The sequence below is a fragment of the Stygiolobus caldivivus genome (genome assembly GCF_019704315.1).
In the GTDB taxonomy this organism is placed as follows: Archaea; Thermoproteota; Thermoprotei_A; order Sulfolobales; family Sulfolobaceae; genus Stygiolobus; species Stygiolobus caldivivus.
This window is the reverse complement of record NZ_AP024597.1, coordinates 2,554,048-2,567,664: the sequence shown is the minus strand read 5'-3', so window position 1 is coordinate 2,567,664 and position 13,617 is coordinate 2,554,048. Positions and strand designations below refer to the sequence as shown.

The following is a 13,617-nucleotide window of genomic DNA, read 5'->3' as shown; positions in this document are numbered from 1 at the left end:
TATTGATTTACCTTTGATATATTCGCTCTAACTATTCTGTCTATTATATCCTCATGAGGTTTGAGAACCAGTGGGCTCAACCATTTTAACGTAAAATTCACAACAACTTTTCAACACACATATATTACATAAAGGTTTTCTTGCTTTGCATACTCTTCTACCATGAGTTATGAGCAAATGGTGCAATTCCAAAAGTTCGTGCTTATCTAAGTGATTTATAAAATATTCAGATATATCCTGATACCTTGGACTTTCGCCTACTATGCCTAGCCGTGTAATAACTCTCCTTATGTGAGTGTCCACTGGAAAGGCTTTACAGCCTAAACAAGTGACGAGGACTACGTCAGCTGTCTTATTACCTATACCCTCTATGCTAAGTAAAAATTCTTTAAGCTGATTACAATCACTGAAGTCAATTCTACTACCTCTAAAGATATCTGCCACGTTTTTTATATATCGAGCTTTAGAATTAGATAGACCACAAATCCTAATTGAATCTATTATATCCTCCATCTTAGCTTTAGATAGTAAATCTGGGTCTATACCTATATTATTCTCTAAATTTTTGTATGCTATCATAGCCGATTTATCTGTCGAATTCTGGGAAAGAATTGTTGCAACTAATGTTTTAAATAGATCTTTTGTCCTATTACATACGTAATAGGCTATAAACTCCTCATCATTTAATTTAGGATATTCGTTTTTTAACAAGCTGTAAATTTCCCTTGCAGTGCACACAATTATTATCTTTTAAGATATACCCTAATAAATTGTGTAAAAAAGATTAGTTTAAAAATGGTTTAGATGTTTTAAGAATAATAATAGTAGTTACCATTCACTCGTAAAACTATGCTAGTGTTTTTATCTACAAATAGATCGTTAATGTTAGAACTATTTGTTTTTATTATATTATATAGAGATACTATTCCTAAAGGCCGTAAATTATAATTGGTTATAAAAGTAGAATTTCCGATGATCACTTCCTCAATTGTGACATTGTATTTCCCGTAATTATATACATATATGTCCGATATATTATCCGAAGCCCTAATTATTGTGATTTGTGTGTTCATGGCATTTTGGAGGGCATTATAGGAAGAACCTAATTCACTCCTTGAATTATTATAGATAGTGTTAAAGTAAAGAAATAGGGGAACAGCGAGAGAAAGTGTGATTAAAGTTACAATTAAAGAGGAAAAAATAGAAGTTACTGCCTTCATTTTTATCACGCAGTCTCTGATGCTAACACGTTCAAGGTTATATTAAATGGCTTACCTACGCCAGTAGTACCGCCGATTATAACAGTATAATATTGTCCGGCATTAAACTTACCTTGAAGAGGATAAACGTGTTGGAACGTCTGGCCCGGTAGAATACTGGTCGGGGCAAACTGAGCGACAGTAGCGCTATTAATACTTAATGATGTTATATTAACGTTAACATTACCATCATTTACAAGGGTCAGCTGTAAATACGCTTGAGACGTAGATGGGTTAACTATTATTTGAGCTTGCGCATTCACGTTGACGTTTTGGGTTAAGTTACCAAACATACCTTGGCTATATGCGTACAGTAGTGCACCTAGAGCTATAGTTATCGCTAAGACTATTACAGTACCCAGTATAGATGATATACCTTTTTTGTGTTGTAGGGGCTTTCTCATACGCCTCAATTATAAGCATACTTTAAACACCATGAGGGAAAACCGAAAGTATTGTAGATATTATCAAGGGGATAATGACAGATGGTAGATATAGCGATGTGAACCTAGATAACTTAGAGAAGATTAAGGCAGTAGCTAGACTATAGGTAAATATTACTATACTCTCTAGGTTATTTTCAGAATTCGTAAATATATGACCTAGCATGGAGAAGGTCAGCCATAACATAATAGGTGTCAGAATAAGCATGGCATCGAACAGTCTCAACTGTCTTATGATCGAAGACCTTAGGTTTACTATCTCGTTTACCAAGTCAGATAGCTCCTCTAATCCTACACTGGATAGCCCCGTCTTGCTAAGCACTCTTAAAACATTCATTATATTGTTGAAGAATACTGAAGGCGTCTTTACCTCTGGAATTTCGTTGTCTAGTGACGTTTTACTAATGATCTCATTAAGGATTTCAGAACCGGGTCCATGTTCCCTGGGCTGAAGTTTTGAAAACGCTGTAACAGTGCTATAACCAATTTTCATATAATCAGACATTTCCTTTAGTATATCAGGTATTTGATTAAGAAGATAATTAGCAACCCTCACCTGGTTATATACCCAAAACAATGATAATGCAATTACGGTAATTATCCCAGACAGTTTAACGGTTATACTTATAGGGAGTAAAATAATAGGCACTAATGCTATTAAGGGTAGGAACTGCTTATAATTCAACTTAATAGAGTAATCACCACTAGGCTGAATTATAGAGATAAGGAAGATAAATGCTGGAGTAAAGAGCAGGGGTAGGAGTAATTGTACTGGATTTACTTTAAACGTAAACTGAAATCCTACTAGTACTATGGGTAACAATAGATATACGGCAAATATTATTTCTGCAAATTCCGAAGACCTATCAACATAATTTTTATATTCCTCCTTATAGTACTGCAAGACCTCGTTCATAGCTTCCCGCATTCTATCCCTAATAGATGCACCTAGGTCTGATGCTATAAGGAATTTAAAGTAAACCTTTCCAAGTAAATCGCCCTTATGCAGGATAGCCCTTCTTTCTATTGCCCTATAAGTAGACTCGTTAAGGACTTCTTTTCTCTTTCTGATCATCTGATACTCAACTGAAGGAACCTTTAGGTCTTTAATCCTAGCCAGTTCTTCCATTGTATGAAGGACGTTTTTATCGACTAATGAATTGACATATGCAATAATTGATATCAGAGGCGCTTCTTGGTTAACGCTCTTCTTATACTCCTCCTTTCTGGACCAACTGTAGAGTAGAGGATAAAAATAAACAATTAAACCGACTCCTACAGCACTTAGTATAAGAATCTTGGATATGAAGAGAGAAATTAAGACGATCACGGAAAGAGGAATTGGCATAGTCTTAAGTAGTTTCTTCGATTTTCTACATACTTCTTCATAATCTCCCCCTGTGTATTCTAAGTACTTTTTTATTTTTTCCTCAAATAGTTCACATGCTAGCCATTTCAAGATTATCACCTAACCCATAAAACTCTAAAATCTTCTGGCTTACCTCTTCAAAACTTGAAACGCCCGATTTTTCTAATCCTTCAAGAAACTTTACACGTCTGTCTAACTCCATTTTTACATTAACATTGTATGCCTCCTTTAACTTCTTCAGTAGTATTGACTTCTTTATTAGATCTTCTACGGTAGAAGGTGAAAACTCCGACTTATCGTAGGACCAAGCAACTACCTTTTTAAAAGTGATCTTGGAACTCTTAGAACTAACTTCATAGATAGAAAGCACGGATCTCCTCGTCTTATTGTTCTCTTTGACATTACCTACCACTATAAAAGCCCATATTGTCTGCAAAAACAGTTTAGCTAGATCACTAGCTAAAAGGTCTGTAATCCTTGTTACAGCGTCTGTAGGCCTCGAACCATGGAAGGTAGTTAGTGACCCATGTCCGGACGCTGAGGCGTGTACCAGAGCCTCTATCTCCTTACCCCTAACTTCTCCCACCACTAGGTAATCTGGCCTATACCTTAAGGATAATCTAGCTAAATCCATCATTGTAATATCAAAATTTCCTGATAACGTGGAACGTGAAATGAACCTAACCCAGTTCTGGCTCCTTATGTTTATTTCAGGTGTGTCCTCTATTGTAAGGATCTTGAAATTAGGATTTATGAGATTAAGTAATGCATTCAAAAGGGTTGTCTTCCCAGAGCCGGTAGCTCCTAAAATAATCAAGAAAGGCTTGTATTCTAAAAGTAACCATAAATAAGAGGCTATGAGACTATTTACCATCTTATATCTCATTATCTCTACAATACTAAACGGTTTTAGAGGGAATTTCCTGATGTCAAACGTGGACCCCGGGAGAGAAATTTCCCTAGAAATCGTAGCTGCAACTCTATGTCCCTCGGGTAGAGAAAATTCAAGATACGGCTTTGCTATGTTTATACTTTTGTTTGATTTACTTGCTAATTTTTCTATTGTCTTTATTGCATCTTCATCTGATTGAATTACAATATTTGTATAGAGCCTAACACATTCAGAATAGTCTCTATGGATAATAGTTATCGGATATGTATACCCTTTATATTCTATCTCTTCTACCTTAGGGTCCAGCATTAATGTTGTTATCTCACCGTAGAGTAACGTCTTTTTAATGTAGTATAATATCTTCTCTATAGACTCATCGCTTAGCTTAGAGCTTTGTAACCTCTTAACTACTTCTTCTTCGAGATTTTCTACCTTAGTATAATATAATTCGGAAAGGACTTTTTCTTTGGCTTTCTCTTCAAGCATACTCAGTCTAGGTTCTTCCACATTGTAGTAACATTGGTTAAACTTCTTTAGAACGTTTACCTTTACTGGGCCTACATAATACTCTTCTAAAAGTTCCGTGCTCATATACAGAGCAAAAATTAAAAATCGTCTCAGACTATCCCGAAAGTTTCGAGCTCCTCCTTCAATTTCGTAGCAGCACATGAGGCTATTTTTATTGCGTTGTTAAGTACATTTTCTAGTTTGTAAGTATTTTTCCATTTTAACCCGCCTAAGGTAGTAATTACTATAACCTCATCATAAACAGGGTCGAGTTTAAAGCGAAGCTCGTTACCGGTTGTAGTGTCCATCTGCGTACCGTAAATCCCTGAAACCGGTATATTTTCAAAGTCTTTTCGTAACAATACGTATAAGTCTTCACCTACTATCTTAATACTTTCTATATTGACAGGGTTATCTATTCCATAGACCACGTATTTTCTCCTTATATTGTCCCTCTTTATTTCGACCTCTCTAGCCCCCTTAACAACCTGGATCGTATTCCCTTCGACATTTACATAGTCTCCTACTTTTCCCACTACGAGATTATCGTAAACTTCTGGATACTCTTCTCTCTCCTCCCATACAAACTCCTTGTTAATAATCTTTCTTACTTTAATCCTCTTAGAATCTTCTATGATAGTGCTAGAGCTCATAATGCCCTTCTTATTTAAAATATCTGGTTTAACCGTTAATTCGTAGGTATCTTCTGTCCTACTACCTCTTTGGACATAAATTTGTATTGTCTCCTCTAGTATATCAGGTTTATAAAAAGGTAATGTGAATCTTAATTCTCCATCAGTGCCTGCTATCTCGTATTTTACTTCTTTATTTCTAGCTTTCAAAACTATCGCTTTGTAAAGGTTAGACTTAATTCTGTAATTTAAGTAACCTTCTAGTACTGCATTACTTTCCTTGTCATATACATATCTACCGTTTCCTTCGGCCATCTTTAGCCTTATGTTCTTTACATCTATACTTGCCTTTTCACTCTCTACCCTAACAGGGTAGACGTATTCATATACTTCATTAATTATTTTTATAATATCTTCTACGTAATTTCCATCTAATTTTGAAGGCTCAATGCTTATAATTAAGTTATCGTTTTCTACTTTTCGTCCGGTCTCTACAAGTCTCGAACCAATATGTACTTCACCTTTAAGATAACCACTTATAAATAGTTTATATCCTATCTCAGCTCTAGAAACAGAGATTAGTCCCTCCTCTTCATGTGGAGATATTATAAAAATCTTATTACCTCGGGATAACGCTACTATTTTATTTCCTATTATTTTTAGTAATTGAATATTCTTAAGGGAAAATATTTTCTTTAAATTATATGAATAAACTTGTGTATAACTATTGGTTAATGCTATTATATTCTGCCCTACATCGGAGGAGTGCGGATTAAGTTCTATTTGCCCTAAGTAAGACCATCCACCCTTGTAGAAATATTTTACTTTCCCTTCACACGAGATAAATATACCGTTATACGATTCCCCCAAATAGTAAACATCTGACGAGCAAACTCCCAAAAGATCGTAATCTAAGGAATCCACTATAATCCTTCCGTTAATTGTCTGATACAGATCACCTAATGAGGTAGTTGCAAGATAGATGGCCGGTTTATTATACTTTTTTACGTTTCCTCGTCTATCTACAACTAGTGAATAATTATCGTATACAAGAGAGATATAATCACTAAATATTCTATAGTAATTAGGCTTATCTTTTTCAATAACTTTACCCTCTGGGGTTATCAAAGTAATGCCACTATTAACGAGCACCTTAAACCCATACTTAGTAGAGTAGTCGGAATACTTCTTTCCGTTAACTAATATACCCCTTAAGCCCTTATATACGGGAAGAAACTTTCCATCCTCATAGATAACATCTATAGGTATTTTTGAACCATAATCTTGTATTATTTCTCTCCTTTGTTGATTGTCTACTCTGATTAATTTTCCTCCTTCAAACACTACCCACTCTCCATCTACAGTTACATCTGGATATAGCTGATAGTACGGCGAGATCACCGTATCCGAATAGAGTAATACTCTATCTTGGTCTTTTGACATCCAAACATTTATATCTCTAGGAAGAATTATGGGAAACGTTTTTTCGATAATAGGAATCATTTATCTATTTGAATCAAAAATATAAGCACTGGGTTAACCGAAAATACTCATTACAAGAAAGTTTATCGTATTATTGTGAATTATGTTAAGATACGCTTTTACAGCGGGTGTGTATTATATCCTATGAATTCAATAACTTTCCTTATAGTCATGCTCGTAATTAGTTTGATATTTTACACTGCAGGCTTTGCGTACCCGATAGAGTGTATAGTAGCTCCTTTCATACTGGTAAAAATGATAAAAATCTCTAAAAAATTTAGATTAAATAGTAAGAAACATTAGAACATAAATTTTTCTGAGTACACAGATTGAAGAAACACTCCATAGAATTCCTCCCTTTTAACCCTAATTCCTTAGAGAACGTACTTACCTCTTTCTTTTCCACCATCCTCGAAGCTGATTCCCTAATTAAGACTTTTAGTTCTAGAAGCACAGATTCATCCAAATTTTTAGATGAAAGGACTTTTAAAATCAAAGGGGAGTTATTGCATTGCTGATTCCATAAACTAAGTAAGTCTATCTCTCCTTCGTCATCATAGGTTATCTCGGCATCGAAACTGCCGTTTAAAACGGGGGTAACATTATTATTATAAAGTATTTTAACCAAATAGAACTCAGTTGAATTGCTTCCAGGTACTAAAACTCTCCTAACCGGAGTAGATAAAATACGCATCTTTAATTTACTGGTAATATAACTACCGTTACTTATTACCCTTAAGTTTGATATGAAGTTAAAGACCGGTAGGGGTAAATAAACTAGGTCGACTTTATCAACAATAAACTTTAATTCGTCCTCTTTATTGACCTTGATTAGCTCTATTTTAAACCCTCTGTTATCTATTTCATGCCTTAAAAGCGGCTCCAATGGCTTAATTTCGTCGTCTCTGCTATACGCTAATTTTATGTTCACAGTAATAGTATAACCGCTTTTTTATTTTAATTATTAATTTGTCATGAATGATGAAAACGCTAATCGTTGGTGCAGGGTACGCTGGGCTGAACGCCTATTATAGCCTAAATAAAAATGCACAAATACTGAGCGATAAAGATTACTTTCTATTTTACACGGCTTATCTAAGAGCAATGTTAAACTTAAGCAGGGGTAAATATACTGCTAATTTAAATTTTGTCACTTTAGGTAAAGTGATAGAATATGACCTTGACCAGAAATGGGTAAAAACTAAGGAAGGTAAAGAGTTTAACCCCGATAACCTAGTTTTAGCTGTAGGCTGCGATAGATCGGGCCAACTATCGTTCATAGACAAGATTTTAAGTAAAGAAAAGATAAGTATTAGCGTAGAGACAAGCCAAGAGGACTACTTGGCAGTTCAATTAGCGTTTTATTTAAGAAATAGAGGAAAGAATGTAAGTTACTGCGGTAACGCCTTACAAGATCTTGGAGAAAGAGTAAGCAATGCGATTATGGAGAGTATGCAAGAGAAGGGGATAAGAATAGAGGAAAAATGTGAGGATATTATCCCCGAATGTAGACCACCATACCCCTTTGATTTTTTTGATGTAGACCCATTTTTACGCTATAAAGGGGTATATGTTATAGGTGATTTAATAAAGGGGTATCCGAAAGTCGGAGAGTTAGCTATGAGAACAGGGATTTATGTTGCGAAGTATATTAAAAAAGAAACTGTAGACCCCTTTACGCCTATATTTATTAATATAATTGATACTGGAGACTATGCACTACATATAAGAAGTAATAAGCTTTGGGGCGGAAACATAGAGGTCGTTAAGAGATCTAAGGTAAGAAGTTTGATGAAGAGATTTATTGAAAGGTATTATATCTTTCGTAAAGGGAAAATGGGACTATTGTATTATCTATAAGTTTTATAGGAAAATAATCGGTTAAGAGAATAATTAAGTATCCAGGGACCTATGGGGGGTCAGGGGGTTATATCATTAATCCTCATCTATAGGTCCCTGGATACCCTAATTTATTATATACTGTCTGGGGTATAATTAGTTTTACTCTTATAGTGTTTAAGAACCCTAATAAACCCCAGATTACTTATTACTACTATATAGTTATCTATAAGATTATATAAAACTAGAGCACAGTAAAAATCTTCTAATAGCTTATTTAAGAGTAGAGAATATTACTTAACGTTTAAATTTCAGTATGGTAAACTAATGGTTAAAGAGGCTTGAAAATGTGATCATGAAGTTTTTCAAAAAGAAGGATGATGATACAAAAATGAACATTACAGATGAATACGGGGAGTGGCTAATAATAAGAAAAAATGAATATGCATTGACAGTAAAGAAAGCAATAGATAAGACATTTAGAAAACTTAAAGTCAGAAACGGTAATTTTAACTTTATTTCCTTATCAGAAGACGAGAAAATAAAAGGACTTATAGGGATTAAAGGAATGGCCTACTTCACAGAGCAAATTAAAGACGCCGATTTCTATAACGCGTTTAAAGACGTGTCTGATGAGTATTTTACCCTAGGTGAAATGAGATTAAGTAGGTTAAGAGTCTGTAACTTAACGTTCTTATTTTTCAGCATAAATATGCTAGTAAGGAAAATAGAAGAAGAAAATGAAAGCGTTAAGTTACTTTTCCCACCTAGGGGTATTTACGTGGACGAAATACCTTACGTTATGAAAGATCTGTTTCTGAAGATAGTTGAACGTAATTCAAATACAGTTTGCAATTCTATGTCGTTTAATTTGAGCAACGGAGCTTTTGAGGCAGTATTTTCTTGTAGAAGCAAGCATGGAATAGACTTAAATCCAATATATGATTCATTCTCTTACTTCAGTAGCGAAAAACCTACTATTTCTTTGAAAAACTCGAATAATATTGCTGAAATTTCAGTATCGATACAGAGGTTTAAGACTAAATATTTAATTCCGTTATTATGGGGGAATATTATAGCTTCTAATATTGTATGCTAAAATCATATTAACTAGATTGTAATAGTATTAGTCGAGATTTATGATTAAAGTATCGGACTTAAATATACCTACACTCGACGACGTAAACGCGTCTGACAAGAAAGTACTATTACGAATAGATATTAACTCACCAGTAGATAAAAAGACTGGGAAATTACTAGATGATTCCAGGATTAAAGCACATGCTTATACTGTAAGAAATTTATTAGAACGAGGCAACTCCATAGTTATACTGTCCCATCAGGGTAGACCCGGTGATGACGACTTTATATCTCTTCAACAACATGCAGAGCTTTTATCTAAATATGTTGGTACTAATGTTGAATTTATTGAAGATATAATAGGGCCTTATGCTATAGAAAAAATCAAAAAAATTAGCAGAGGTGAAGTATATTTACTAGAGAACGTCAGATTAGTCTCTGAGGAGTTAATAGAAGCACCTCCAGTCCAGCAGTCCAAGACATTTTTAGTTAAAAAACTCTCACCCTATTTTGACATATACGTCAATGACGCATTTGCAGCAGCTCATAGGAGTCAGCCAAGTTTAGTAGGATTCCCGTTAATGCTGCCGTCCGCTGCAGGAAAGATAATGGAAAAAGAAGTGTCGGCATTAGCAAAAATCTTTAATCCAGAAGACTCACCTAAAATCTTTGTTCTAGGAGGAGGAAAAGTTAGTGATACACTAAAGATCATCGAACACTTAGCTAAGAATAGAGTGTCTGATAGAATTCTTACGGGTGGATTGGTAGCGGAATTATTTGCAGTAGCCAAGGGAATAAACTTAGGAAAAGCAAATATGCAGGTACTTGAAAGTAAGGGGCTACTAAGCTTAGTTCCGAGGGCAAGAAAACTACTTTTAAGCGGAGCACCAATAGAAATCCCTGTGGATTTTCTAACAGAAAAACAGAGCGGAGAAATAGCTGAAGAACCTGCTAATAGTGTAAACGGTGTGATCAAAGATATAGGAACTACTACTATTGAGATTTATTCCTCGTTCATTAAAGAGGCAAAAGTTATTACATTAAGAGGCCCTATGGGCATAATAGAGGATGAAAGATTTAGAAATGGAACAAAGAGTCTACTTAAGTCAGCTTTCGAAAGCCCAGGCTATGTTATTATTGGTGGTGGACATATGATAAGCATGGTCGAAAAAGGAATTGAGATCAACGAGAATAAAGTTCATATATCTACGGGGGGAGGAGCATTACTTTTATTTCTAGCTGGAGACAAATTACCAGCGTTAGAGGCACTACATCTATCGTGGGTGTCAAAAAGTGGCAAGAGTTAAAGTAGCTATAAATGGATACGGTACAATAGGTAAGCGGGTAGCTGATGCAATAAAATTACAGCCAGATATGGAACTTGTAGGGGTCGCCAAGACTTCACCGAATTATGAAGCTTTTACAGCAATAAAGAAAGGATATAAACTCTTTGTACCCAAAGAAAACACTTCTAAATTCGAGAAAGCAGGATTACAAATAAGCGGAAACATAGAGGATATGATAAATGAAGCTGACATTATTATAGACACTACGCCTAACGGAGTTGGAGCTAGTTACAAACCTTTATATCAGAAATTTGAGAAGAAGGCGATATTTCAAGGCGGTGAAAAAGCTGATGTAGCAGAAGTTTCTTTCTCAGCTTTGTGTAATTATGACGAAGCATTAAATAAAAACTACATACGAGTAGTATCTTGTAATACAACTGGAATATTAAGGACTCTCTGTACAATTAATAATAAGGTAAGCAAAATAGAAAAAGTTAGAGTCACTATAGTCAGAAGAGCTTCAGATCCAAAAGAAGTTAAGAAAGGTCCCATTAATTCTATAGTTCCAGACCCAGCATCGGTACCAAGCCATCATGCTAAAGACGTATTAACGGTTATAAAAGGTATTGATATTGTATCTATGGCTGTTGTAGCTCCGACCACATTAATGCATTTACATTTGATGAATATAACCCTCAAAAATAACGTGAAAAGGGAGGATGTACTGACCGCATTAAAAGACACTGAAAGAATAGTTCTCATAAATTCATCTAGAACTGGTATTGGATCTACAGCTGAAATAGTTGAGGTCTCAAGGGACTTAGGCAGGTATAGGTATGATATACCAGAAGTAGCTATATTTGAAGATTCCATCTATACTCAGAATAACGAGTTATTTCTCATGTACGGAGTCCATCAAGAATCCATAGTAGTCCCAGAAAATATAGATGCTATAAGAGCGGCAATGAATATATCAAGTAAAGACGAGTCTATCAAAATAACAAACGAGACTTTAGGACTCATGAAAGGTTATCTAATATGACAGAACCAACTTACACCGTTAGCTTTTGGTTGAGGAAAATAGCTGTACTAGTTGATGGTTCAGAAAATAGTTTTAGGGCATTAGAATTAGCTTTAGACTTTGCTATGCGGTATGGTTCTCAGATTACAGTAATTCACGCATGTGAAAGCTGTAATGAAGGAGAGATCGGAGAAAAAATAAAGAAAAGAGTAAACGAGAGAGCTGACTATGAGCTCAAGATTTTAAAATACTCAAGTAAGGACAGCAGTGCCGCAAATGAAATACTTAAACATTTAAGCGAGAATACTTACGATGCAATAATCATGGGAGCTAGAGGACTTTCAATAAATAGTGAACTTAACGTTGGCTCAGTTGCAATGTCAGTAGCATTGAACACAACAACTACTGTAATCCTTGTAAGGTAATATTAATCCTCTCTCTCGTGAAGAAAAATTACGTTTTCTTTGTAAAATTCATTTTTGATAACTTTTTAAAAAAAGAAGTTACATTAATAATGGAATTACCTTACCATTAGAAAACTGTTCTAAGCTAATATCGAATGTATATTTAACTGTCTGGAAAGTTTTTCTAAATTCTACTACTTTCTTCTTTACTTCCGATGGATCCTTTTTTTCTATTGCAACTTCCTTCATGAACTTAGCAATCTCAGCCATATCTCCTTCTCTAACACCATATCTAGTCATCTCCTGTACTCCCAACCTAATTCCACTTGGATCTTTAACTGCACTGGGAGGGTCATAAGGTAATAAGTTCTTATTAGTAATTATATTTGCATCTTCAAACATTTTGGCTACCTTAGCACCCCCACCTAGATTTCTAACATCTATAGCCACTTGGTGACTTTTAGTGTATCCTAAATGCTCACCTACAACCTTAAACCCCTCTGCGGCTAAAGCCTCCGCAAAAGCTCTCGCGTTATTAATAATCTGCTTTGCGTACTCTTCTCCGAAGTACTTCATTTCTAATGCAGTAACGGCAACACTAGGTAGTCTGTGCAGGTGGTGATTACTTACGAACCACGGGAATATAGTATCACTTACTTTTTTATACAGATCTTCCTCATTGATGAAAATTGCTCCTCCTTGAGGACCAGGGAAAGTCTTGTGGGTAGACGAAGTCATTATATCTGCTCCTTCTTGGAGAGGATTATGCCAAGCCTTACCCGTAATTAAACCATAGACATGAGCTGCATCGTATATAAGTTTAGAATTAACGGCATGAACATGAGGTGCTAGTTCCTTTGATGGATGGGGGAATAAGTACAAACTACCGCCTAGTACCACAAACTTAGGCTTAATCTCCTCAATCATTTTGATTGCCTTATCAATATCTACATTCATATTCTCAGGATCGTATGGTAATTCTATTTGCTCTATCCCCAAAGCACCTAAGGTTCCGAATCTTGTATGGCTAACATGTGCCCCGGCTTGAACTGGAGCAATAAGAGCCTTATCGCCAGCGTTAGCTAAAACCCTAAATACTTCAGCATTGGCTAAAGTTCCGCTTATAGGCCTTAAATCACAATGTACAGAATTAGTTATATCATTCATGAGCCTCATAGCCAAAGTTTCGATTTCATCAACATATTTGGTCCCCTGATAAAACCTCTTATATGGCTTACCCTCAGCATATCTGGACATAAAATCGCTCATGTAAACAGCTTCAGCTAACGGACTCATTACGTTCTCAGAGGGGATTAAATTTAAAGTTTCTAGTCTTCTCCACCTATTCTGCTCTTTAGTTATTTCTATTATTTTTTGAAGTTCTTCAGGAATTTGTGCCATTA

General features: G+C 35.2%; 13 protein-coding genes. 5 read left to right on the top strand and 8 right to left on the bottom strand.

What is annotated here, in order from left to right; all coding sequences use genetic code 11:
* Positions 1–51 precede the first annotated feature (51 nt).
* The 7 genes from KN1_RS12785 to KN1_RS12755 all read right to left on the bottom strand — a co-directional run bounded on the left by KN1_RS12785 (position 52) and on the right by KN1_RS12755 (position 7,515).
* Positions 52–738: an endonuclease III domain-containing protein gene (locus KN1_RS12785; RefSeq protein ID WP_221288015.1), complete on the bottom strand. Its 687-nt coding sequence runs from the start codon at positions 736–738 to the stop codon at positions 52–54.
* A 71-nt stretch (positions 739–809) separates the two neighbouring features.
* Positions 810–1,220 carry a pilin subunit UpsB gene (upsB, locus tag KN1_RS12780; RefSeq protein WP_221288014.1) on the bottom strand — a complete coding sequence of 137 codons (411 nt, stop codon included), beginning with the start codon at positions 1,218–1,220 and terminating at the stop codon, positions 810–812.
* Positions 1,221–1,225: 5 nt separating this feature from the next.
* Entirely contained in the window at positions 1,226–1,663 is a 438-nt protein-coding gene (gene upsA, locus KN1_RS12775; protein ID WP_221288013.1) for a pilin subunit UpsA, read from the bottom strand.
* Between the two features lie 22 nt (positions 1,664–1,685).
* Entirely contained in the window at positions 1,686–3,161 is a 1,476-nt protein-coding gene (upsF, locus tag KN1_RS12770; RefSeq protein ID WP_221288012.1) for a membrane pilin protein UpsF, read from the bottom strand.
* Positions 3,142–4,554: a type II/IV secretion system ATPase subunit gene (locus KN1_RS12765; protein WP_221288011.1), complete on the bottom strand. Its 1,413-nt coding sequence runs from the start codon at positions 4,552–4,554 to the stop codon at positions 3,142–3,144. The genes upsF and KN1_RS12765 overlap by 20 nt, the downstream gene beginning before the upstream one ends.
* Positions 4,555–4,580: 26 nt before the next feature.
* Positions 4,581–6,545 carry a protein UpsX gene (upsX, locus tag KN1_RS12760; protein ID WP_221288010.1) on the bottom strand — a complete coding sequence of 655 codons (1,965 nt, stop codon included), beginning with the start codon at positions 6,543–6,545 and terminating at the stop codon, positions 4,581–4,583.
* A gap of 316 nt (positions 6,546–6,861) precedes the next feature.
* Complete coding sequence (locus tag KN1_RS12755; protein ID WP_221288009.1) at positions 6,862–7,515, bottom strand: type 2 periplasmic-binding domain-containing protein; 654 nt, start codon at positions 7,513–7,515, stop codon at positions 6,862–6,864.
* Between the two features lie 47 nt (positions 7,516–7,562).
* Here KN1_RS12755 and KN1_RS12750 point away from each other — a divergent pair, with 47 nt between their 5' ends.
* From KN1_RS12750 to KN1_RS12730, 5 genes are all read left to right on the top strand, one after another.
* Positions 7,563–8,444, top strand: a complete 882-nt coding sequence (locus tag KN1_RS12750; protein WP_225905700.1) for an NAD(P)/FAD-dependent oxidoreductase — start codon at positions 7,563–7,565, stop codon at positions 8,442–8,444.
* Positions 8,445–8,778: 334 nt separating this feature from the next.
* Positions 8,779–9,522 carry a hypothetical protein gene (locus tag KN1_RS12745; RefSeq protein WP_225905699.1) on the top strand — a complete coding sequence of 248 codons (744 nt, stop codon included), beginning with the start codon at positions 8,779–8,781 and terminating at the stop codon, positions 9,520–9,522.
* A 40-nt stretch (positions 9,523–9,562) separates the two neighbouring features.
* Entirely contained in the window at positions 9,563–10,810 is a 1,248-nt protein-coding gene (locus tag KN1_RS12740) for a phosphoglycerate kinase (protein WP_221288007.1), read from the top strand.
* Positions 10,797–11,831, top strand: a complete 1,035-nt coding sequence (locus KN1_RS12735) for a phosphorylating glyceraldehyde-3-phosphate dehydrogenase (protein WP_221288006.1) — start codon at positions 10,797–10,799, stop codon at positions 11,829–11,831. The genes KN1_RS12740 and KN1_RS12735 overlap by 14 nt, the downstream gene beginning before the upstream one ends.
* On the top strand, positions 11,828–12,235 hold the full coding sequence (locus KN1_RS12730) for a universal stress protein (protein WP_221288005.1): 408 nt from the start codon (positions 11,828–11,830) through the stop codon (positions 12,233–12,235). The genes KN1_RS12735 and KN1_RS12730 overlap by 4 nt, the downstream gene beginning before the upstream one ends.
* A 78-nt stretch (positions 12,236–12,313) precedes the next feature.
* Here the strand turns inward: KN1_RS12730 and glyA are convergent, their stop codons facing one another.
* Positions 12,314–13,615, bottom strand: coding sequence for a serine hydroxymethyltransferase (gene glyA / locus KN1_RS12725; RefSeq protein WP_221288004.1), 1,302 nt, complete (start codon positions 13,613–13,615; stop codon positions 12,314–12,316).
* Positions 13,616–13,617: the final 2 nt, after the last annotated feature.